Origin of the sequence: Exiguobacterium sp. s127 (assembly GCF_018618695.1) — a bacterium.
In the GTDB taxonomy this organism is placed as follows: Bacteria; Bacillota; Bacilli; order Exiguobacteriales; family Exiguobacteriaceae; genus Exiguobacterium_A; species Exiguobacterium_A oxidotolerans.
Genome location: NZ_JACSMO010000006.1, coordinates 112842 through 136443, shown reverse-complemented (window position 1 = coordinate 136443; position 23602 = coordinate 112842). Strand labels below are relative to the sequence as shown.

22 protein-coding genes and 1 pseudogene are annotated in these 23602 nt (G+C 41.1%); 13 read left to right on the top strand and 10 right to left on the bottom strand.

Annotation, left to right across the window (positions count from 1 at the left end):
* On the bottom strand, nucleotides 1-2268 hold the full coding sequence (dptF, locus tag KNP98_RS09955; protein ID WP_214811333.1) for a DNA phosphorothioation-dependent restriction protein DptF: 2268 nt from the start codon (nucleotides 2266-2268) through the stop codon (nucleotides 1-3).
* A 135-nt stretch (nucleotides 2269-2403) separates the two neighbouring features.
* Here dptF and KNP98_RS09950 point away from each other — a divergent pair, with 135 nt between their 5' ends.
* From KNP98_RS09950 to KNP98_RS09935, 4 genes are read left to right on the top strand one after another with little or no spacing between them, the layout of a single operon-like run.
* A complete protein-coding gene (locus tag KNP98_RS09950; protein WP_214811330.1) occupies nucleotides 2404-3783 on the top strand; it encodes a DEAD/DEAH box helicase family protein in 1380 nt (459 codons plus the stop codon).
* A gap of 17 nt (nucleotides 3784-3800) precedes the next feature.
* Entirely contained in the window at nucleotides 3801-3983 is a 183-nt protein-coding gene (locus tag KNP98_RS09945; protein ID WP_214811327.1) for a hypothetical protein, read from the top strand.
* Nucleotides 3983-5968: an AAA family ATPase gene (locus KNP98_RS09940; protein WP_214811324.1), complete on the top strand. Its 1986-nt coding sequence runs from the start codon at nucleotides 3983-3985 to the stop codon at nucleotides 5966-5968. Before KNP98_RS09945 ends, KNP98_RS09940 begins: the two co-directional genes overlap by 1 nt.
* 1 nt (nucleotide 5969) lies before the next feature.
* Complete coding sequence (locus KNP98_RS09935; RefSeq protein WP_214811323.1) at nucleotides 5970-6416, top strand: hypothetical protein; 447 nt, start codon at nucleotides 5970-5972, stop codon at nucleotides 6414-6416.
* A gap of 205 nt (nucleotides 6417-6621) precedes the next feature.
* Here the strand turns inward: KNP98_RS09935 and KNP98_RS09930 are convergent, their stop codons facing one another.
* From KNP98_RS09930 to KNP98_RS09900, 8 genes and pseudogenes are all read right to left on the bottom strand, one after another.
* A complete protein-coding gene (locus KNP98_RS09930; RefSeq protein WP_214811321.1) occupies nucleotides 6622-7188 on the bottom strand; it encodes an HNH endonuclease in 567 nt (188 codons plus the stop codon).
* A gap of 21 nt (nucleotides 7189-7209) precedes the next feature.
* On the bottom strand, nucleotides 7210-7425 hold the full coding sequence (locus KNP98_RS09925) for a hypothetical protein (RefSeq protein WP_214811319.1): 216 nt from the start codon (nucleotides 7423-7425) through the stop codon (nucleotides 7210-7212).
* 34 nt (nucleotides 7426-7459) lie between these two features.
* Entirely contained in the window at nucleotides 7460-7765 is a 306-nt protein-coding gene (locus KNP98_RS09920; protein WP_159172958.1) for a nucleotide pyrophosphohydrolase, read from the bottom strand.
* Entirely contained in the window at nucleotides 7762-9396 is a 1635-nt protein-coding gene (locus KNP98_RS09915; RefSeq protein WP_214767286.1) for a DUF2075 domain-containing protein, read from the bottom strand. The genes KNP98_RS09920 and KNP98_RS09915 overlap by 4 nt, the downstream gene beginning before the upstream one ends.
* A 314-nt stretch (nucleotides 9397-9710) precedes the next feature.
* A complete protein-coding gene (locus KNP98_RS09910; protein ID WP_214767285.1) occupies nucleotides 9711-10196 on the bottom strand; it encodes a DUF6060 domain-containing protein in 486 nt (161 codons plus the stop codon).
* 81 nt (nucleotides 10197-10277) lie between these two features.
* Nucleotides 10278-10472 (bottom strand): hypothetical protein, encoded by a 195-nt coding sequence (locus KNP98_RS09905; protein WP_214767283.1) that lies wholly within the window; start codon nucleotides 10470-10472, stop codon nucleotides 10278-10280.
* Between the two features lie 160 nt (nucleotides 10473-10632).
* A pseudogene (locus KNP98_RS16330) lies at nucleotides 10633-11314 on the bottom strand (IS30 family transposase).
* A gap of 149 nt (nucleotides 11315-11463) precedes the next feature.
* Nucleotides 11464-11685: a hypothetical protein gene (locus tag KNP98_RS09900; RefSeq protein ID WP_214767281.1), complete on the bottom strand. Its 222-nt coding sequence runs from the start codon at nucleotides 11683-11685 to the stop codon at nucleotides 11464-11466.
* A gap of 611 nt (nucleotides 11686-12296) precedes the next feature.
* Here KNP98_RS09900 and KNP98_RS09895 point away from each other — a divergent pair.
* The 8 genes from KNP98_RS09895 to KNP98_RS09860 all read left to right on the top strand — a co-directional run bounded on the left by KNP98_RS09895 (nucleotide 12297) and on the right by KNP98_RS09860 (nucleotide 21915).
* Entirely contained in the window at nucleotides 12297-13310 is a 1014-nt protein-coding gene (locus KNP98_RS09895; RefSeq protein WP_088836158.1) for a LacI family DNA-binding transcriptional regulator, read from the top strand.
* Between the two features lie 206 nt (nucleotides 13311-13516).
* The gene (locus KNP98_RS09890) at nucleotides 13517-14824 is read left to right on the top strand and encodes an ABC transporter substrate-binding protein (RefSeq protein WP_214767279.1); all 1308 of its coding nucleotides are present in this window, start codon (nucleotides 13517-13519) and stop codon (nucleotides 14822-14824) included.
* A 60-nt stretch (nucleotides 14825-14884) separates the two neighbouring features.
* Nucleotides 14885-15781, top strand: a complete 897-nt coding sequence (locus KNP98_RS09885) for a carbohydrate ABC transporter permease (RefSeq protein ID WP_088836160.1) — start codon at nucleotides 14885-14887, stop codon at nucleotides 15779-15781.
* A gap of 3 nt (nucleotides 15782-15784) precedes the next feature.
* Nucleotides 15785-16705 (top strand): carbohydrate ABC transporter permease, encoded by a 921-nt coding sequence (locus tag KNP98_RS09880; protein ID WP_088836161.1) that lies wholly within the window; start codon nucleotides 15785-15787, stop codon nucleotides 16703-16705.
* A 26-nt stretch (nucleotides 16706-16731) separates the two neighbouring features.
* Nucleotides 16732-18078, top strand: coding sequence for a GH1 family beta-glucosidase (locus tag KNP98_RS09875; RefSeq protein ID WP_088836162.1), 1347 nt, complete (start codon nucleotides 16732-16734; stop codon nucleotides 18076-18078).
* Between the two features lie 64 nt (nucleotides 18079-18142).
* Nucleotides 18143-20530 (top strand): carbohydrate binding domain-containing protein, encoded by a 2388-nt coding sequence (locus tag KNP98_RS09870; RefSeq protein WP_214811317.1) that lies wholly within the window; start codon nucleotides 18143-18145, stop codon nucleotides 20528-20530.
* A gap of 127 nt (nucleotides 20531-20657) precedes the next feature.
* Nucleotides 20658-21131, top strand: a complete 474-nt coding sequence (locus KNP98_RS09865) for a hypothetical protein (protein ID WP_214767275.1) — start codon at nucleotides 20658-20660, stop codon at nucleotides 21129-21131.
* Between the two features lie 484 nt (nucleotides 21132-21615).
* The gene (locus KNP98_RS09860) at nucleotides 21616-21915 is read left to right on the top strand and encodes an excalibur calcium-binding domain-containing protein (RefSeq protein ID WP_088836165.1); all 300 of its coding nucleotides are present in this window, start codon (nucleotides 21616-21618) and stop codon (nucleotides 21913-21915) included.
* A gap of 43 nt (nucleotides 21916-21958) precedes the next feature.
* Here KNP98_RS09860 and KNP98_RS09855 read toward each other — a convergent pair whose 3' ends face one another.
* Nucleotides 21959-22282, bottom strand: a complete 324-nt coding sequence (locus KNP98_RS09855) for a thioredoxin family protein (RefSeq protein ID WP_029332472.1) — start codon at nucleotides 22280-22282, stop codon at nucleotides 21959-21961.
* 306 nt (nucleotides 22283-22588) lie between these two features.
* Between KNP98_RS09855 and KNP98_RS09850 the strand changes: the two genes are divergently transcribed.
* The gene (locus KNP98_RS09850; protein WP_088838402.1) at nucleotides 22589-23458 is read left to right on the top strand and encodes a cation diffusion facilitator family transporter; all 870 of its coding nucleotides are present in this window, start codon (nucleotides 22589-22591) and stop codon (nucleotides 23456-23458) included.
* Nucleotides 23459-23602: the final 144 nt, after the last annotated feature.

The window sequence follows — 23602 nt, the reverse complement described above, 5'->3', positions numbered from 1 at the left end:
TTAATCCTCCGCTGTTCCCATATGTTTAAAGGTTTTAGTTCCAAAACGATCTTGACTTAATAAATATGCTTGTTTAGAATCCTCAGTTACAATCATGACCTCTGTTGATGATGTACACATTTCATGAATTTTTTCCGCAAATTCTAAAAACTTTATAGAGCGATGATCATCTTCTATAGTTGGACGATAACCATCTTGGATATCCATGAATAACTGGAATAACGGATAGTCTATTTCAAGTTCAGCCGTGTCATGATCGTTACCTTTTTTATTGAAATCTAAAAGAATAGTTGAACTGAATTTACTCAAAATATTTTCTGTACTTGACTTAATCCTCATTGGATTACCTTCGATTTCCGCTTTAAAAGCAAGTCGATGGCGACTCGTAATCTTTTTCTTGTATACATAGTTTGGTTTCGGAGATCCAAACCATTTATAGTAAGCCGCGCTACTTATATCGTACAAAGGCTGTAATCGGCGAGTGTCTCCTTTATTATATTGATAGAGATATTGAAGATAGTCTCGATAAACTGAATCTAGAACTGTTTCTGCGAATTCAGGATTGCTTAAGACCATTAATCGAATCAATTGTCCGGTCCACTCTTGGATACCATCTACTTGATCTGGAGAGTAGAAAGATTGAGCGTTCTCATCTAGATGCGCTAAGATTTCATCGACATCTCCACCGGTATAGAGTGAAAGATACAAATCATCAATGGGGCGATGACGTGTTCTCAAAGGGTCAAGTTTAGAGATTTGATTTAGTAAGGTCGAACGTTCCGGACGATTGAATAGTTGTTCAGGCAAGCCGTTTTTAAGCATAATAGAAGGTTTAACAGAAACATGCTTTAGCTCGCTCCAGTTTACAGGAATCAATAAATCAGAAATCAGATTAAAGAAGGCCCGTACAGAAATTAATTCGTGATGTTTTACAATCAATTCAATCAATACTTGTACAATCTGGTCTTGGATATCTTTTTGACTCAATAGTGCATAGTTACGATGTAAAATCGTATCAATTTCATTTTCTCTATCGAGTCGATATGCATCGTAAAAAGGATTATCTACAGAGTCAGAACAAATCTTTTTAAGAAGTGTAGAGTAAAAGGAAGATTTAGGGCCCTTCTCCGTCAATTCATACGGTTGATAACTCAAAAAATTAAACAATTTAAAGGATTTGGAGTGTACGTTAACAGTTGCTCCTGGTTTAAGTACATTTGTTTCTTCAACAAACTCTCGAAGTGCGCTGTAAGTATATTCAGATTCGTCTTTTGTGTATTCAAGGAATTTTGCAAGCATTCCAATATTGATAGCAAGAATCATTTTTGAAGGGTTCGAATTATCTTGTAAAAATTGATCGGAAAAATCTTTTAATCGTTCCGACAGAGTATCTACAGCATTTTTAGTAGGATCAAAACTTTCTGTAGCATCATTGTAGATTTTATAATCTGAAAGAAGTTCAGGATATGTTTTTTGCAAATAACTCAATAGATGGGATTTGCCATCCCCAACATTTCCGCATAATAGAATAAGTTGGTTTCCGGTATTATTTTTTAATTGTTCAACAAGCTCCAATTGAATTTTACGATCGACATGTAAGTAATCACTCAGTTCACTCAATGGATCGTTACCGTTTTCTACAGCATCCTTAGAAGTTTCTTGTAAGCGAGAAATATAAGTGAACAGATAGTTATCTTGTACATCTCCATTTAAAAAGCGAAGAGCAGGACGTTTTACGTCTTCAACCTGCAGGCTTTCTTCAGGTACTGCGTTTGGAGAAACGGCCAAGCCAACATCACCAATCAATTGCATAAAGAGATCCTTTACGCTCTGTTCATCCATTTGTGGTGTAGATAATGCAGGAACTGAAGGTAATGTATAGTGTGGAATATTCGGCATATCAAAATGTCGCGTACAGTAGTCAACTGCAATATCAAACATTGCTTTATGTACACGTGCTAAATGCGTACTGCTTTCTGTTGAGTGGTTATGAGCAGCATTATTTCCAAGTTTTCTTACATAGTGTAAGTCATCGATTGATTTGCTTGAAAGGACATGAGACACCTGGAGTGACCGAATCATTTCCATTAATGATCCTGTAGGTAACTTTCTTCGCCAAACCATATCTTTTGCTAGTTCTTCAATGAATTTGCGTGAATACGTCAAAGAGGCGTCAGAATCAATATAATATTGCCGTTCCATATCGAGTGCTAATTTAAATGCATCTTCATTCCACTCATTTAAAAAATCAAAAGTGCTTTCATTCATAACTCTTACTCCTTATATAAGTTCAATTTATTATTTATTGGGACTTACTATAGAAAAAATAACAATTATTTGCTAAAAAGATTACAATCAAAGTATAACAAAATTTTTCTTTCTGATGATGGAGTTGATAAAATTATGCAATCTACATCTTATGAAATGCCAAGGTGGTTAAATCTACATCCCTATCAAAAAAAAGCTATTGAAAGTTGGCAAGAGAATAGACACCAGGGGTTGTTTGAGATGGCTACTGGAACAGGAAAAACACTAACAGCTCTTTCAGCTGGATGCAAATTATTTCAAGAAAGAAAACGATTAGCTATTATCATTGTGTGTCCATTGATTGATTTGGTGGATCAATGGGCGAAAAATGCGGAGCAATTTGGTCTGCAACCAGTCCGTATTTATCAAAATCGAAAGCAATGGTTTGATTTAACAAGTAGTGAAATCACTCAATATAATATTGGGAACCAAGATGTATTATGTTTTATTACAACAATGCAGACCTTAAAAATGTCAAAAGATGTGCAACTACAATTGGGTAGACTTTCAAAAGAAAGCTTAATTGTCGTTGATGAAGCACATAACATAGGAACTTCAAGATCAATTGAATCATTACCAAATCATTTTAAATACAGGTTGGCTTTATCTGCTACTCCACGACGATGGAATGATGACAATGGAACAGATGCTATTTTTTCTTACTTCGGCGGAGAACCCATCTTTAAGTACGAATTGAAAGATGCTATTCAAGCAGGGTACTTAACACCCTATTATTATTATCCGCATATTGTGGTTTTAACAGAGCAGGAAAGAGAAGAATACATGGAATTAAGTAAAAAAATTGCGAAGTTGTTTGCTTCTCAAGGAGAAGATACTAAAAATGAGTATTTAGAACAACTTTTAATAAAGCGTGCTCGATTAGTAAATAGCGCTGAAAATAAAGAAGAGATACTTGAAAACTTATTAAAAGAGCAAAAAAATAGCGGAGAAATGAGACATACGATTGTTTATTGTGGCGATCAAAAAAAAGAAGGAGAACGCCAAGTTGATCGACTTGTTCAAATGATGGGGAAGGAGTTAGGTGTTTACAGTAGCAGTTATACGTCTCATGAAAATAATAAGCAGAGGCGAGAATTACTTAGTCAATTTGATTCTGGTGAAATTGAAGCACTAGTTGCTATTCGTTGTTTGGATGAAGGTGTTGATGTTCCTAATACACGTACTGCATATATTTTAGCCAGTAGTTCGAATCCAAAAGAATTTATTCAACGTAGAGGACGAGTTTTGAGAAGAGCAGAAGGTAAAGATTTTGCTATTTTGCATGATTTTATCGTTATTTCTCAGGAAATTTCAGATACAAATCAATTACCGGATACCGATTTTAATATTGAGCGAAGTTTACTTGAGAAAGAGTTGAAGAGAGTCCAAGAATTTGCTTCATTAGCGATTAATGGACCACAAGCTTCTCAGACATTACTTGAATTGAAAAATTTATATAACTTACAACATCTTTAATTAAGGAGTGGGGATGAATGGAAGAAGAAAGAACTTTACACGATATACTAGAAGAAGAATTAAGTGGTTTTACTAAAGAAGAAGCATTTGTGTTTTCAAAAATTATAAATCTTGAAGATACTTTTTTAAGCACGAAAAGTGGAACAAACGGTGATATAGTAGGAGAAATTGTACGTCTTCTGAAAGGGTTGTATAACTAATGATTATAAAAAAATTAGTGTTAACTAATTTCAGACAATATTATGGTGAACAGTCTATGAGTTTTGCTCATGGAGAAACAGATAATGTAACAGTTATACATGGTGAAAATGGATCTGGGAAAACCGCTTTAATTAATGCGTTGTTATGGGTTTTATACGGAAAACCTCTAAATTTACCAAATCCCAATGAAGTGATAAATAGACGATTTGCTCGGGAATCTATATTAGGCGGACTACCTGAAATTAATACATCAGTGAAACTCTATTTTGAAGATGGAAATCATCAATTTGAGATTGAACGATTTTTAAATCATAAATTTGATGGTGCTGCTTACAATCCCTCTAAAAAATCAGAAGTACTTTTAAAAAGAATTAACGAGTTAGGCGAAGGTGAAATTATCAAGAGCGTGACAGATACAATTGATAAAATTATTCCACAAAAATTAAGTTCTTTTTTCTTCTTTGATGGTGAAAGAATTGATAACTTAGGTAAACAAAGAGCTAAAACAGAAATTAAAGACTCGATTAAGTTAATGATGGGTCTTGATTTATTTGTGTCAGCAAGGAGAGATCTTCGATCAGCTAAAAATAAGCTACAAGTAGAACTTGCGCAAAAAAATGGAGGCGAATATGAGGAGCTAATAAATAAAAGAAAAGTTTTTTATGGCGAAAAAGAAACGATTGAAAAGAATCTTTCAGATACTAGAAATAACACAGCAGCACTACAAGAGGAACTTAAAGTGATTGATGAGAAACTACAAGCAGATGCAGAAATCGGTGCATTACAAATAGAGTACGATTCAAAGAAAAAAGAATTAGAACGACTGCAAAAAAATTTGATTTTAATTGAAACTGATTTAGCTAAATTATTAAGTAGTAATGGTCATCTTGTTATCGCTCTGCCGTTAATTCAGCAGATTGAACATAAATCTGAAAATGATGATCGAATCGAGTCTTATATAGAAGAAGCATTCCTAGAAAAGCTTGAAAAAGAGGAGATTTGTATATGTGGTCGTCCTATTTCAGAACATGAAAAAGAACATATTATACATTTGAGAACGTCATCTGTTTATTCACAAGATAACGGAATTAATGCCCTGCATAAAAAAATGAGTATAATTAAAGAAAAAAGAAATGGCATATTTGAGCAAGTACGCGCTTACTCAAATCAAAGAAATCAGCAATTAAAAGATATAACGACAGTGCAACAAGAAATTGCAGAACTTAATATAAGTAAAAGTACGAGAGACAATCCAGAACTAGTTGATTTGCAAAAGAAATTTACACAACTTGAAAGTTCTATTCAAGAACAAAAAGCGATGATTATCTATTACGAAAAACAACGGGAAGAATTGATTGCAAAATTCGATGTTCTTGAAAAACAGATTATTAAAAAAGAAAGAGAGAATTTAAAAGAGTTAAATCTTCAAAATAGCTTAAATACAGCTCTGAAATTTGAAAACGTGATTGATCGCCTTCTTAAATTCCAGGAAGAAGACGTACGGAAACGTCTTGCTTTTCAAATCAAAGAAGTATTTTCTAAGTTCTTACGAAAAAACTACAACGTAACAATGACCAATGAATATGAATTGATTGTTACTGACAACGGTCATGAAGAAGTGGGAATGTCTCAAGGGGAAGGTCAATTAACTAGTCTTGCATTTATTGGTGCTATTGTTGATATGCAACGTAAAAAAGTAGAAAAACCGAGTGGAAGTCTTCAAATAAAAGGTGCAAATATGAAGGCTGTATATCCTCTTGTAATGGACTCGCCATTTGGTGCATTAGACGCAGATCACCGAAAGCGTGTAGCGGAAGGCATACACCAATTATCTGATCAAGTTATCGTTATTGTATCTACATCACAGTGGGATGGTGAAGTAGAAAATCAATTAAATAAGCATGCAGGTAAAGAGTATACATTACGATATATTGAGGATGAAAATAATCTAGAATATACGCAAATTATGGAAGGGAGAATCTAATATGAGGCTATCCCGCAGCTTAGCACAACAGTACGAATACGATGAATTGCATCGTGACGGAGAATTTGGTTTTTTCAATACCTTCAAAGATATTTTTATGGCTGGATTGATGATAGGGAAGGGCACTGGGAAAATTATACTGTTTAAAAGAGGGAAAAATACAGAATCATTTAACGAGTCTGTTTTTTCAAATGACGATGAATTACTAATTAACTCTATTATTTATGAGGAGTTTGGGGAAGTAGAGCCTGGGAAAGAAGAATTTCAAAGAATTGAAAATTACGCTGCAGGTGGAGTTTCTCATTTATATGAATTACTGATTAAGAATAGTGGAAGTAATGCTATCGATCGTTACATTGAATTACTATATGATTTTAAAGATGAGGAGTCATTAGAGAACTATAGAAATCGCTCACTAACCGAGACTGCCTTTAAAGACCAATATTAATAAAAATACGAAAAACCTCTAAGTCTATGTCATATGTGCATAGAGTTTAGAGGTTTTTGTTTGGAACCCATGTATCAAATCCATTTTGAATAGCATACTCATATACGTATTGTAACTTTTGTTCAGTATAATTGGTCATATACTCTAAATTTTGTATCTCTTTGTTACGGTCAACTAGTTTAATTAAAAATTTAGTTTCCGCAATTCAATTGTTTTTACTTGAATTGCATCTTGGACAAGATAATACGAAATTCCAAAGTACATCGTTTTGAATATAGGACCATGGAATGAAGTGATCTACATGAATTTTTTTAAGTGTTTTATGGCAATAAAAACATTTATCCTGACCAAATTGTAAAAGGATTTCCTTAAACTCTTTTAATGAGTGTCTTGCGGAAATGAATTCAACTTTGTTTAAAATATTCTGCATTAATTCACTTGAGTTGTATTTTTCTAAAAAAATAGATAGTTGATAGTTTGTAACATTCATTAAAATCCGTTTATATTTTTCGAAAAAAACAATATAAACTGGAACAATTTTAATCCACTCTTCTTTTTTGTTAAAGGAGTAAACAGTTCCATTAAACGACGAGTAAAATGAACCGTATACATAATTTTTATAGACTTGATTAACACTTTTACAGAGTTCTTCTTTTAGAGACCCTGATAAATTTTCGAAGCTCCATTCTAAAGGAATATTGTGCTTGACTTGAAATTTTTTTAGAACTTTCTCTACAGAGCTTTCTACAGTTTTCGTATTAACTTGGCGCAATCCATTTGTGACCACTAAATTCTAATAAATTTTTGTGACATGCTTTGAAATTTCTAAAAAAGTGACTTTTCCTGTCTCATCAATTTCTGTTGTACACTCTAATAGAGCTTTCATTAATACATGCTTATAAGTAGTAGTGTGCGTTGCATTCAACAAAAATTGTTGTGTAATGCGCCATAAATCGCTCTCTGTTAAGTAGTTCTCGCTTGCTTCAGCAATATCTAATCTCCAACCCAATAAAATCACCTCGTATAATAAAACAGAATTTTACTCATTTTATAGAAGGATATTTCTCCCCATTCTTCCTAATCTTATCTACGACAATCTCTTCCACATCGACATTCAACTCGCTACATAACGTCAGCGCGTAAATCAGCACGTCGGCAATCTCTTCTTTGATGTTCTCCTGATTTTCTTCCCATGCTTCTTCGCTGCTCCGCCATTGGAAGGCTTCGAGTAATTCGGACGCTTCGATTGATAAAGAAATCGCTAAGTCTTTTGGATTATGATGGGGACGCCAGTTGCGCTCGTCCCGGAAGTCGTCGATTTTTTGGATTAAAGTTTTGATTTCATTCATGTGTGCTGCTCCTTTAGTTGTAATAGTCGCTCACGTAAAGCGGGATTTGTTGCGTATAGATAGAGTCCTTTGACACCACGCTTCATCAGGACATTCAGTGAGTTCAAAATGATTTCCTCTTTGGCCCGGTCGTTTTCTACCTGGCTCAAATCTTGGCGGGCGACGAAAGCACCCGTGTCTTGGTAAAGTGTCGGCTCCAGTTTCAATCGTTTCGTCTGCTCGTCATACTGAACGGATGGACCTAGGACGACACCGACGTAATTCAAATCAAAGCCTTGAATCGTATAGATGGAACCGACTTCCTGAATCGTTTCTCGTTGTTCTGCCCATGTCTGATTGGGATAACTTCGATTCCAGGGCAGATTAATCCCGCCTGCATCGACTACATAATCAGCACCGTCTTTTTTATGGAGGTAATCAAACGTTGAAACGATGCGTGAGAGACCATATTGCTCATTTTTCAGGAAGATTGCTTGCTTAAAGGCTTCCGGGTCATGGAAGATTTGAAAATCGTACTGCGGATCAGTTGGAAGCGGGAGAATCTCCTGCTCGACGAACCGGTTGATCCAGTGCAGCGTCTCTGGACTCGCCTGCATCCGAAATTGATTGGTCAAGGGAAGTGTCGCCGTTGAAAATGAACCGACGATGTCCTGCAAAGTCGTCCGTCCCCAGTAACTCTTAATCTTCAATACTTGCTTCGGATCGAAAATCAGAATCGTGATTTTACTGCGAGTGATGATTTCGTGCAGTTGATTTTGTTGTTTGAAGTTATTGTAAGCATCTTCTTTCGTTAATAACAGATGGGCTTCATCCACGAGTACGATATCTGCTGTATGTTGCTGCTTCTCGAGTGTATTTAAGAAGGGTGTTGGTTTTTGAAACTGTTTTTTCTTCAGGTTTGGTAAACTGCCGGCAATCGATTTATATGTCTTCAGCATTTCACCGTGGTTAACAAGCAGATAGTTGTCCGTACGGTATAACGGAGAATCCGCTTCTTTCGTCAAGTCTTGAATCGTGTTGAACAGGGAGCTGAGCAACACGCTTTTACCTGTTCCGGCATCACCTTCGATCACAAAGACATGATGGCCTGGTTGAGTGATGTGTGTTTTACAGTATGTAAGGATTGTTTGTTTGACTTCAAGTTGCTGCTCGGAAAGTTCTTTAAACGGTGACAGCTTGTAAACATCCTTATTGCGTAATTGATCGAGCGTTCCTTTTGCAATCTGTTCTATCCGTAACTGTTCCCAAATGTTTTCGAAGACGGTCTCGTTGAAAAAATCTTTCCGGAAATAGTTGTGCATCTGGCGGGAGGTCGTCTGACTGACATTTTGTAAGACATACCGGCCATCTGCAATTAAGAAATTAATCAGATTGGATTCGATATTGTATGTTGCCGATTGGTTAAATTGTTCATGCCCAATCAAAATCGTTTCGTCGAGGTGCTTTCGGCGCACGTCTTTTAAATGTGCCTTTAAGCGCTGGTTCTTTTGGACAGTTTGCCCGACATAGGCTTGTTCCTTTTTCCGATTGTATAACAAATACACAATCGGATAGTCGTCTATGTAGAGTGTTTTCCGATTGGTTACTTCACTGTAGGTGAAACGGTGTTTCTCGAAGTAAAGGTTCTTCAAATCAAACGTCAGTCCTTCCGAAATCCTTAGTGATGGAATAAAAAATTACAAATTAAATATAGCATGCTCAAAACATAATTGTTATTTAAAGGAAGTTTTCGAACGCAGATAAAAAGAACGGTCCACTATCGGACCGCTCTTTTTTCTGTTTGTAAGTTAAATCATACATTCAAAATTAAAAGTTTAATCAAACAAGATTACGTTTTGAAAATCGAATAAATAATTTGAAACTTAATTTTTTAGAACTAAGAACGCTCAGGAAATATTTTTGACACTAAAAGTTCTAGTTATTAAGACAATGATATAATTTTAAATCATTTTTTTGTTGTGTAAACAAAGTAGAACATTCCATCTGCCTTACCATTAGCAAGTTTTTTAGGTAAACGAACATACCCTGTTTTACCATTTTTATGACAACCTGTCCCTTGGTTTCCACAATTTAAAAAATATCCACTTTTTTTAATTTTATAAGGCTTGAATGCAATATAGCCGTATTCTCCCTTTTTCAAATTAAAAGTATATGAACTAGTACTAGCTTTTGCTGAAGAATAACTAATACCTAATGAAGATTTTATTGCTGATTTTTGAATGTCGGTAGCTGCACCGTAAGTTACTGTTATAGTTTTTGTATATGTAACACCGTGTCCAATAGAACAAGTGCTGGTTGTACAACCAATGTCAGCAACCACCTTTAACGGATCTCCTACATAACTAGTGCTTTTTGTAGGTTTAAACTTAAGATACTCATAATAAGCTGCTTTTGTAGAACCTCTTTCTTCTGAAATGATAGAATCATTCAAAGAAAAAGAATTTATTTCCTCTTTAGATTCAGTATCAGCTAACTGGTTACCAGAAACATTTAAGGAAAATTCTTCTTCAACTTATTTTTCAGATAACGTTTTCATTTCACCATCCTCTGTCTCTGTGAATGGAATTATATAATTTCCGAACTCTTCTGAATAAAATGATTTTTGTTCAGAAAGCTCGTTTGCTTCAGCATTGGGAACACTAACTGAAAACGTAGTAAATAAGGATAATGAAGCAATCCCTAATACGATTTGCTTGTTTTTAATCACGTTAAAATCCCTCCGAGGTTTGAAAGTATGCTTCGTAAATAAAAGATAATCAAAAATATGTAATTGTTATCAAAAAGAATTTTAAAAGAATATTTTTAAAAAAGTTAGTTTATCATATTAAGTGCAACACTTCTTCCGAGAAGACCTCGTATGCAGTTTTCTAGTTGAAACACTTTTTTGGTCTACCATTAATGCAGGAGAGCGACTGACCTTGTTAAAATCCGTCCCTTCCAGGAAGAATTCATGGAGAAGATTATTGGAGTTCTCGTTACTCCAACGTTACCAAAAAGAATACAGATCAGTGAAGTACATCGGTAAGTCTGACGCTTCACGAATACATTCATGACAGCTAAACTCTTTTCCACGGTCTGTCGCCGCGGTCTTGAACGTTCCTAGTGGGAAATAGAGATACAATTCTCAAATTGCAGACTCCATCGATGCAGCAGACCGATCTTCCCTCGGTACAGCGATATAGAAACGATTTTACCGCTCTATGAACGTCGCGACATAGGCCTTGGATTTCCCTTCTGCCTGAGACGGCGGTATTTAGCTCCCGATGTCTGAGCATTTGGCGCCTTTTTGACGTCAGACGGACGTTTACTGATAGACAGTCCGATGTTGAAGCATCTACTTGTCTCACGTGGTTTCTGATGCTTTCCCTTTTGACGAAGGAGTCCAGAATCGACCTCGACGAGGTCCGCATAGATCCAGCGATAAATCGTCTTGAACGATAGTTTTTCTTCTTGGAATAAACTTTCCGCAATCTTTCGGATAGAGAAATCTAACTCAAGATACGCCTCTATTTTGACTCTTTCTGATATGGTAAGTTGAACACAGCTCATAACGAATCCTCTGTTGAATCTGGTGTGGTAGGTAGCTTTATTCTATACAAGGTCGTTATGGTTTTTGTGTCTTCTAGTGTTGCACTTAATATTACAATTCATCAAAAGTTAATTAATAAAAACAAAATAATTATTGATTTTAGAATTTATTAATTTTTTTGCAATTTGTTTATGAAGAATCCCAATAAAATCAAAACTGCTCCGATAACGAAAAGATAAATCGCATAATTGTTGAGACCATACGTTTTAATATCTTCAATACCTACACTTTTTGTGAGTTCTAAATAAGCTGTAAATATTTTGGTGGTAAACAAAACAATAATTCCTAGTAAAATTGAAACGATTCCAGATGTGACAAAAGATTTGTTCATTGTTTCCCTCCTTATTATTAATATTTAAAAAATTGTTAATCTTACAATCTTTACTTAAAATAAACTAACATAAAATGTGAAAATATGAAGTGATTTTGACAGATTGTAATCTTACAATCTTGAAAGAAATGCTTGAACTTTCAACATTGTGACTTCATTCATTTCATGATTATGCTGTTACTAGATGTCAAACGAATTTTCAATAATCCCATAATACTCTCGTTTAAATGTTTTTTTAATCTCTATGATGAAATGGTTGTCATACGAAGTTTTTTCAAACGTCGCACTCAAGACGGTCGGGTAAGTGAAGTGATAATGTAATATTTTGGCTGGGAATTGAATGAGTCATGCTTCATCTCATCAGAAAACATTAATCGTGTTTTGGAAATGAAGAACTGTAATGCTGGAAGAATGATTGAACGTCTCTTCAGGACTTACGTTAAACTCTATGGTATTTAGAATCGTTTAGCGTATGTTGCCTTATCTTAATGAAAGCGATATCATTTATTTTTTTAATTCCAAATAAATTCGAAAAAAATGGTTGTGTCTTTCCAAATTCCCGTCTATACTAAGTTTATCGAAAGCGCTTTCGGTGAAATGAGGTTTTAACGATGGGCACAATTTATGATTTAGCAAAATTAACAGGTTTTTCGATTACGACAGTCTCAAAGGCATTAAACAACTATTCCGATGTCAGTGAGAAAACGAAAGCAAAAATCATTCAGGCGGCAGCGGATATGGGGTACTTACCCAATGCGCATGCTCAGTCCCTTTCGACGAAACGGTCCTGGACGATCGGGGTCATGTTCTCGGAAGCGAACGAAGTCGGGATGATGCATCCGTTCTTCAACGCGATCATCGAAAGCTTCCGTCAAGCGACGGAGCAACAAGGATACGACTTAATCTTTGCTTCACGTAATCTCCGCAACCGCGACATGAGTTACCTCGAGCATTTTCAGCACCGGGCGGTCGACGGTATCGTCGTCATCTGTTCCGATCAAATGGACCAGCACGTCCAAGAGTTAATTCAGAGCACGATTCCAATCGTCGTCGTCGATATGGACAGCGCGGATTGTAGCGTCGTCTTCTCGGACAATCTGACAGGGGGAGCACTCGCTGTCAATCACTTGCATGAACTCGGTCATCGCCGAATCGCCCATATCGCGGGAGATACGACGATTGACGCAGGAAGTGCACGGATTGCTGGGTACGAACGGGCAATGGCTGAACTCGCACTACCGATTTTAGAAGGTTACTTAATCAACGGTGGTTTTTTCTCGGTCGAAGAAGGTAAACAAGCGATGCAGACGTTACTTGCCTTACCACAACGTCCAACGGCAGTATTCGTTGCCGGTGACCAAATGGCGATCGGTGCGATGGAAGCAATACATGAAGCCGGGTTACACGTACCAGCAGATATTTCAATCGTCGGCTACGATGATATCGAAATGTCGAAATACGTCACACCGAAGTTGACGACCGTCCGGCAGGATACGGAACGGATCGGACAACATGCAGCGGATTTATTGATCGAACAAATCGTCAACAAGCAACGTCTCAAGACGACGGACATCATTCCCGTCGAGTTGATCGTCCGCCATTCAACGGGACCCGTCAACGACTAACAATCGATTTCGAAATCGCTCTCGCAGGTGGAAGGCGAGGACAAGCGAGAGCGGTTTCGAAACAGTATATTTTTTTAAAGCTTTCCGAAAGGGCTTTCGGAACTTTTTTCTAGGAGTTTTCGAAAGCGCTTTCGATATTTTTGGATAAGAAATGAAACCGCTTACTAAATTAGTGAGCGAGTACATCAGAAAAAGGATGGGATGACATGCGTAAGAAGTTAGTCAGTGTTTTGACAGTCGGCGCGTTAACAGCAAGCGTTTTAGCAGGATGTTCAGATAGTAAAGAAGCAACGACAAGTGATGGGAAACAAGTCTTGAAAATCTGGTCATTCACGGATGAGTTAAAAGAACCAATCAAAAAGTTCGAAGAGAACAATGATGTCAAAGTCGAATTGACGATCGTTCCGATCGCGGATTACCCAACGAAATTAAAACCGGCACTTGAGAGCGGCGTCGGTGCACCGGATATCTTCACAGGTGAGATCGCCTTCTTGAAACAATGGGTCGACGCCGGTTACTGGGCGAACCTATCTGAAAAACCGTTTAACGCAGACGAAGTCAAAGATGACTACATTCCGTACGTCTATGACATGGGGAAAGACAAAGACGGTAACGTCCGTGCGCTGTCATGGCAAACAACACCGGGTGGTATCTATTACAAACGCAGCATCGCCAAAAAGGTCCTCGGCACAGATGATCCAAAAGAAATCGGTGCGATGATGAACTCGATGGACGGCGTCTTCGATGTCGCTGAGAAAATGAAAGGCAAAGGCTACAAAATGTTCCCGGATGAAGGTTCAATCCGTTGGTTCGCACAAGGTAATGATCCGCAGGCCTGGGTCAACGATAAGCAAGAGCTCGTCTTGACAGAAGACAAGAAGAACTACATGGATTACGCAAAAGAATTACGGACAAAACAATACACAGCACTTGCGCCAGAGTGGTCACCATCATGGTTCGCCGGGATGGATAAGCCGGTCAAAGTCAAAGAAAACGGTAAAGAAACCGAAACAGAAATCTTCTCGTACGTCCTTCCAACATGGGGCTTACACAGTGTCTTAAAAGAAAATGCGAAGAAATCAGCCGGTGACTGGGCAGTCACAAGCGGACCGAGCCCATACTTCTGGGGCGGTACATGGTTAGGTGTCTACAAAGATTCGAAGAAACAAAAACTTGCGTATGATTTCGTCAAAATGATGACGCAAGACGAAGAGTTCTTGACGGATTGGGCGAAAGAAACAGGTGACGTCCTTGCGTATACACCGGTTACCGACAAAATCAAAACCGACTTCAAAGATGAGTTCCTCGGCGGACAGAACAACTATGAGTTCTTCCTCGATCAAGCGGATCAAATCACACCGGGTATCGTGACGAAGTACGACCAACAGCTCGATACATTATACGGTGCGTCAGTCATGGAATACGTCCAAGGCAAAAAATCAAAAGACGAAGCACTTGCTGAATTCTACAAAAAAGTCAAAAATGCGTATCCGGACGTCAAAGTACCGGAATAAGGAGACTGGGTGGGGCGGACCTCGCCCTACCTCTTCTTGTTTAAGAAAGGGGTTTGACCTGTGAAAAAACTCGATCGCCATGGTTATCTGTTCATCGCACCGTTTTGGATCGTCTTCTTAATCTTCAGCATCTATCCGGTCGCGTTGACGTTCTATTACAGCTTCACGAACTATACAGGCGCAGAAGGCGAACAACTCGTCGGACTCGCGAACTATACGCGTTTGCTCGGAGATACGTACTTCATTGAAGCCTTCTTCAATACGATCAAGATTTGGGGACTGAACTTCATCCTGCAAATTGGTGGAGCGTTGATGCTCGCCTTACTGTTCTCAGACTTACAACTCAAGTTAAAAGGACTTGCTTTCTTCCGGGCGACGTTCTACTTACCGAACTTAATCACGATTAGCTCGGTTGCCTTGTTGTTCGGGATTTTACTCGACTGGCAACACGGATCACTCAACATGATGTTGATGAAAGTCGGAATCATTTCCGACCCGATCAACTGGTTGACACAACCGGTCACAGCCCAGATTTCCGTTTCACTCATCCTGACCTGGATGTGGCTTGGTCACTCGTTCATCGTCGTCATGGCCGGTGTATCCGGCATCTCGAAAGATTATTTCGAAGCGGCCTTGATTGATGGTGCGACACGCTGGCAAATCTTCTCGCGAATCACGTTGCCGCTGTTAAAACCGATCCTGCTTTACATCATGATCACGTCACTGATCGGTGGACTGCAACTGTTTGATCTCCCGATGTTGATTACGGACGGTGTCGGTGCGCCGGATGGTGCCTTGAACACGATGGTCCTCTATCTCTACAATCAAGCCTTTAAGTACAACAACTATGGCTACGCTGCTGCCGTCGCCTATGGATTGTTTGCTATCACGCTCGTCTTTTCAATCATCGTCTTCAAAGGGATGTTCCGAAAAGAACGTTCACCGAAAGGAGCCTGACCGATGGAACGAAATGCAGAAGCACGGCGGATCGTCCCGCAAACGGAGGAACAACCGGAGCGTTCAGAACGTCCGCTGAAGTTGGCACCACCGAAACAGAAAAAAGCCTGGTTCGGCAAGAGCCTGATTTATGTCAGCCTGATTGCCTTGACCATCGCCTGTATCATTCCATTTTTAATGATGATCATCAACGCGACCCGGTCGAACGAAGAAGTCCTGTCCGGTTTCTCCTTGATTCCCGGGAACTCGCTCGCTGAGAACTATGCGGCGTTAAGCTCCTACGTCAACATCTGGTCCGGCTTCAAGAACAGTCTGATCATCGCCATCCTCGTCACTGTCTTGTCGGGTTACTTCTCAGCGATGACAGCGTTCGGATTTGCTTTTTATCAGTTCAAAGGAAAAAACGTCCTGTTCGTCTTCATGCTCGTCATGATGATGATTCCGGGACAACTCGGATTGATCGGGTTCTACGAACTCAGTAAGAATTTAGGTATTCTCGACAGCTTCATCCCGCTGATCGTTCCGGCGATTGCCAGTCCATTCACGGTCTTCTTCGTCCGTCAGTATTTACAGACCGTCATGCACCCAAGTTTGATTGAGGCGGCGCGAATGGATGGTGCAAGCGAATGGCGTATCTTCCATACGATCGCCTTGCCAATGATGATGCCGGCGATCGCGACGATGTCGATCTTTACGTTCATCGGTTCGTGGAACAACTACATCATGCCGCTCGTCCTATTGTTCTCACCAGAAAAATACACGTTACCGGTCTTGATGGGCTTCTTGAAAGGTTCACAAGTCGCAGAAAACTTAGGGGCACTTTATCTCGGGATCGCGATTTCTGTCGTCCCAATCATGATCGCTTTCTTGTTCCTATCAAAATACATCGTCAGCAGCATCTCAGCTGGTGCCGTCAAAGAATAATCTGTTAGTTAAAGGGGAGTACGCGTATGAAATTTGCATCAAACTTCGTCTTCGGAACGGCTACGTCTTCGTATCAAATCGAGGGCGCACACGACGAGGGGGGACGGACACCATCAATTTGGGATACGTTCTGCGATACGGACGGAAAAGTTTTTGAAAAACACAATGGCGATGTCGCCTGCGACCATTACCACCGGTTTGAAGAAGACATCCAGCACATCAAACAGTTAGGCGTCGATACGTACCGCTTCTCGATTGCCTGGCCACGGATCTTCCCGGCGAAAGGTCACTACAACCCGGAAGGCATGGCGTTTTACCGGACACTCGCGACACGCTTACGCGAAGAAGGGATCAAACCGGCCGTCACGCTCTACCACTGGGATTTACCGATGTGGGCATACGACGAAGGGGGCTGGGTCAACCGTGACTCGGTCGACTGGTTCCTCGACTTCGCCCGTGTCTGCTTCGAAGAACTCGACGACATCGTCGATTCGTGGATCACGCACAATGAACCGTGGTGTGCCGGTTTCCTCAGCTACCACCTCGGGCACCATGCACCCGGTCACACGGACATGAACGAAGCCGTCCGTGCCGTTCACCACATGCTGTTGTCACACGGAAAAGCGGTCGAACTGCTCAAAGGGGAGTTCAACTCGGCGACACCGATCGGCATCACATTGAATCTCGCACCGAAGTACGCGAAGACGGATTCCGTCAATGATCAGTTGGCGATGAACAACGCCGACGGGTACGCGAATCGCTGGTTCCTCGACCCAATCTTCAAGGGACAGTATCCGGTCGACATGATGAACCTGTTCTCGAAATACGTCCATACCTACGACTTCATCCAAGAAGGCGACATGGCAACGATTTCGGTCGGCTGTGACTTCTTCGGGATCAACTTCTACAGCCGCAACTTAGTTGAATTCAGTGCCGCGAATGACTTCTTGCACAAAGATGCGTACTCGGACTACGATAAGACGGGCATGGGCTGGGACATCGCACCAAACGAGTTCAAGGACTTGATTCGTCGCCTTCGCGCGGAATATACGTCACTCCCGATCTTCATCACGGAGAACGGGGCAGCGTTCGACGATCAACTCGTCGATGGTCGTGTCCATGACCAAAACCGGATCGACTATGTTGCGCAACACTTGCAAGCGGTCTCCGACTTGAACGACGAGGGAATGAACATCGAAGGCTACTACCTTTGGTCGCTGCTCGATAACTTCGAGTGGAGCTTCGGATACGACAAACGATTCGGCATCATCTATGTCGATTTCGAAACACAGGAACGGACATGGAAGGACAGCGCGCATTGGTATGCCGATGTCATCCAGACACATAAAGCAACACTCTCACAGGAAGCGTAACTCAGTCGCAGGCAAGGTCGAATTACATCGGTCTTGCCTGTTTTTTGTCAAAGGAGGATTACAGATGAAGAAATGGCTCGCAGTCGCCCTTGGGACAGGCTTAGTCTTAACTTATGCCGGGACAGGGCATGCTGAAAAAGCAGACAAACAGGACAAAACGAAATGGAAAATGGTCTGGTCGGACGAGTTTACGAAACAACAACTTGACCGGACGAAATGGAACTACGACACGGGAAACTGGATCGTCGATGCGGACGGCAACGGCGTTTCATCCGGGTGGGGAAATAACGAAAAACAATATTATACCGACAAAAAAGACAATGCCTTCATCCGTGACGGAAAACTCGTCATCCGCGCAAAACAGGAAAAGACGACGGACGCCTTCGGAAGTTATGACTACACTTCGGCAAAATTGAAGACAAAAGGACTGTTCAGCAAGACGTACGGCCGTTATGAAATCAAAGCGAAACTGCCGACCGGTAAAGGACTGTGGCCAGCGTTTTGGATGTTGCCGGAGCAGGACAAGTATGGTGCCTGGGCATCGTCCGGTGAAATCGATGTGATGGAATCCTGGGGCAGTCAGCCTGAAAAGGTCGCGGGGACAATTCATTACGGCGAAAACTGGCCGAATAATAAATATACCGGTAAGGATTATCATTTCCCGGACGGTGAGCGGATTGACCAGTGGCATACATATGCCGTTGAGTGGGAGCCGGGTGAACTCCGTTGGTACGTCGACGGAAACCTCTATCAGACACAAAACGATTGGTACAGCAAAGGAAAAAATACGGCGACGAACTACAGTTATCCGGCACCGTTCGACCAAAATTTCTATCTCGTGATGAACCTCGCTGTCGGCGGCTGGTTCGACGGGGAAGTCGACGCGACGACGAAGTTCCCGGCTGAGATGGAAGTCGATTATGTCCGGGTCTATGACCTGAAGAACCGCGCCTACCGGGAACCGGTCGAGCCGGTCTATGAAGACGTGACGTTACCGGACGGGGCGAAGCAACCGCTTGAAGACGGAAACCTCGTCTATGACCAAGCGTACGAAAAAGCGATTAAGACGATTACGGACGGCGCGCAGACACTTGATCCGACCTACTGGAACTATGTGACGTTGCCTGACTTTGGCGGCACGGGATCAGTCGACGTGACGGAGCAGGACGGAACACGTTTTGCTGACGTGATGATCACAAAGCCTGGGGCACAGACGTACTCGCACCAATTGATTCAAAACGTGTCGCTCGCACAAGGTGGCCGTTATCAAGTCAGCTTCGACGCGAGTAGCGACCAGGCGCGGAAGATGGTGGTCAAAGTCGGTGGTGGTGCTGAACGCGGTTATACGAAATACTCGAATGAAGAATCAATTGATTTAACGACGACCGTCAAGCCGTACACGTTTACGTTCGACATGACGGGTGAAACGGATCTTGCGGCCCGGCTCGAATTCAATTTAGGTCTCGCGCAAGCGGGCGTTAAAATCGGCAACGTCCGTGTCGAACAGATTCCACGCGGTGAAATCGATGAAGCGGCAACAAAACCGGCTTTACCGGACGGCAATCAAATCTACAACGGAACGTTTGACCAAGGAGCGATGGATCGTTTGACGTACTGGCAGTTTGATGCCGGGAAAACGAAGGGGACGGGAGTAGTCGATCCTGTAACACGCGTCTTCACATTCAAAACGAATACGAAAAAAGGACAAAACGCGACACTGTCGCAACAAGGCGTACAACTCGTAAAAGACCATCAATATGTGCTGCGTTTCAAAGCAGCAGCAAAACGGGTGAACAAGATAAATGTTCAGTTGACGGATGCGACAGGAACGACGACTTACCTGCCGGAACAACGGATTGCGCTGAGCGGTAAGATGGAGACGTTTGAAGTACCGTTTACGATGACAGAAGCGACGGATTTAAAAAGTCGTCTCCAGTTCATTCTTGGATCAGAGAAAGGGGAAGTGACCATCGATGATGTTGAACTCTTTGACACGACGCCGATCGAGATCGACAAGTCGCCGTTAAAAAACGGCTCGTTCACGGAAGGGCTGAACTTCTGGAGTTCATACGTTCATTATGATGCACAAGCGGTCGTCTCGACGGTAAATGGAGCTGCAAAAATCGCGATTGCTTCAGAAGGACAAGAGCCATGGAGCGTCCTGCTTGAGCAAGGGAACTTAGCGCTCGTCAAAGGACAGACGTACCAGTTGACGTTTAAGGCGTCGTCGACGGTTGCACGGCCGCTCGAAGTGACGGTCGAAAATGCGGCGTATACGCGTTACTTCAGTCAGGTTGTAGCAGTCAGTCCGACGGTGAACACGTACCAGTACGAGTTCACGATGGGACAAGACGATACAGCTGGTCTAAAGTTCTTGCTGGGAAAAGCGGCAGGCTCTCCGTTTACCGCGCATGACGTGATGATTGATGATGTGAAGCTGGAAGTAAAATAAACCGGACGAGCCCTGACCTGTTAGGGCTCGTTTGTTGTGAAATTAAATATTTTTACTTTTTATGGAAGGTTTAGCGGTGGGAATAGCGAATACTAGTTCATATCAAAAGTAATGGAGGAATTTGAAAATGCCGAAGGGAACAAAGTCTTATCTCGTACTTTTTTGTACGCTATTACTCGTTTCGATTGCGTTGAACGGCTGGCCAGCTGGAATTTATCCGGATGGCTCGATTGGTATAGTACAAATTCTTACGTCGATTGGCTGGTTTGCTTTCTTGATGGGATCAATCCTCATCCTTAAAAACACATCGCTCATCCGTTTTCTGTTTAACTACCTTCGTTTTGGTTTCATCGGCGGGATGGTCGTCTACTTGATTACATTGTTTGAGAATCACCTTTGGGATCAGACGTGGTTTGACATGATGTCAGGAATCCAATATCCACTGTATGTTCTGTTTGTCGTGCCGATGTTTGGTTGGAATGCCTTTGCTGCAATTCCGTATGGTGATTTTTCATTTTTAATTGGTTTCCTCTATCTCTTGATCGCCTTTGGTCTAAGCCTACGGTATAAGAAAATCAAGATTGAACGGTTACGTTACTGAATAGTAATTACAAATAGGGCTCGCTTCATAACGAAGCGGGTCTCAGACTGTAGACAACGAACGATGTGCTATCTGGAGATAAATCGTCTTTATTCGTTGCTTTCCTCGGGCGAGGCACAAGCTGTTGCTCCTTGATCCTCACGGACAACGAGCAGGGTCTTGCCTGCCTCTGGCAAGTCGCGTTAAAAACGCACTTTTTCCCGTAGGAGACAACGAGACGTGACGCTTTTTAGGTAATACCGTGACGGAAAGCCGGGCATGCAGACAGTTGAGCGCAATCCGTCTCAAATCGGCATGTTCACATTTAATAAGCGTTTGTCTACACGCTAGGGCCCGCTTCATTATGAAGCGGGTCTTTTTTTGTCTTTTAAACTGTCAGATAAGTCATATCTCTAAATTTTAAAAATAGGAAACTATTTCTAAAGAAATCTATTATAATCAAATTATCACTAAGATTTGGTTTTTTAGAAACGGAGGTAACCTGATGAAAAAAGCATTAAAGATTGTCATGACAGGTGTACTTAGTATTTCATTACTTAGCGCTACATCTGGTCAAAGTGACGCAGCGACTAAGGCGAAGGCATTTAAAAACTGTACGGAGATGCAAAAAACGTATAAAGGTGGCGTCTCGAAGAAAAAGGGTTTGAAAAACCGAACGGGTTATGATAAAAATGGAAAAGCCATTTATAAGAAAACAAAGTACGCCCAACATGTCAGCTTAGCGACGTATAATCTCAATAAGTCAAAAGACCGTGACAAAGACGGCATCGCCTGCGAACGCTAAAAAAAGCCCCGCTCTCCTGAATGGAAAGTGGGGCTTCATGCGTTTAGTTGAAGTTCTTTTTGAGGAAGTCTGTCACTTCTCCTGGTGTTTTTGCGTTGGCGCTATGCAAGTGACCAAGCTTCTCGTTGTTTTGGAAAACGAGTAAACTTGGAATTCCCATGACGACATTATCGGATGCGATTTCCGGGAACTCATCTTTATCGATCGTATAGATTGGAAGTTCTTTAAACTGTGACTCGACGTCCGGCATGAAGTAGTCCATCCGTTTGCAGTCCGGGCACCAGTCGGCTTCGAACTTGATGATGACCGGTGTATCGCTTGCGATTAACTCTTTGAACGTGTCTTCACTCTTGATGTAGTTACTCATGTGTAAATCCCCCTATAGTATGATCGTTTGTCTTTAGTCTACTGACTCCGGTACGAAGATGCACGGATTATGCTTTTTTTGTTCAATAAATTTCCGCAAAAAAGTTGGTTGTTCAAGAGATGTAAGCGTTTTTCCTGTTCAAGAATGTTGGGATATTAAGGCTTGAGTTAGTTTGCCTATGAGAAACAAAATTGGTCATTTATTAATTATCTAGTTATAAACAAAATGATTTCTCTAGACCCACTTGTATTGAACTGCTACGATAAGTTTTCGGAATTAAGCGAGTAAGTGGGGGCGGGCGGAATGATGGACGAACAAAAATTCGATAATCTAAAACGGGGCGAACGCGGTGCGATGATTAGCATTGCCGCCTATATCCTATTATCCGTAATTAAGCTGCTTGTCGGCTATTCAGCGGATTCTGCCGCTTTACGGGCAGATGGTTTGAACAATACGACGGATATCATCGCATCGATTGCTGTGTTAATCGGATTACGGATTTCCCGTCGTCCGGCAGATGACAATCACAAATACGGTCACTGGAAAAGTGAGACGATTGCGTCGATGGTCGCTTCTTTCATTATGATGGCGGTCGGTCTCCAAGTGTTGATTGATACGATTTCAAGTTTATTTGAAGGAAAACAAGAATCTCCAGATATCGTAGCTGCCTATGTCGGAATCGGTTCGGCAGTCGTCATGTATTTTGTCTATCGGTATAACCGCAAACTGTCTGAAGAAATTGACAGCAAGGCCGTCATGGCAGCGGCGAAAGACAATCGGTCGGATGCCTGGGTCAGTATCGGAGCATCGATCGGAATCATCGGTTCCCAGTTCGGGATGCCGTGGCTTGATATCGTGACGGCGATCATCGTCGGTTTCTTAATCTGTAAAACGGCATGGGATATTTTCTCGGAAGCTTCCCACGAACTGACGGACGGCTTTGATGAACAAAAGCTGAAGATGTATGAGGACGTGATTTTTGACCTCGAAGGTGTCAAAGGAATCAAGTCGATTAAAGGACGGAACTACGGCAATAATGAAGTCGTCGATGTCGTGATTCTCGTCAATTCGACACTCAACATCCACCAAGCCCATGATATCGCGACACGAGTCGAAGATACGTTGACGGACGAATATGGCGTCTACGACATTCATGTCCATGTGGAGCCGGAGTGAACTATAGAGAACGACCATTTCTAGGTAGAGAAATGGTCGTTTTTTTGTGTCTTCATAATCTGTGGTCACTCTTTGAATTTGCTAAAAATATTATGTGCATTTTCACATTGTTATTTAGTTGACTTTACGAATGAATCGGCGTAG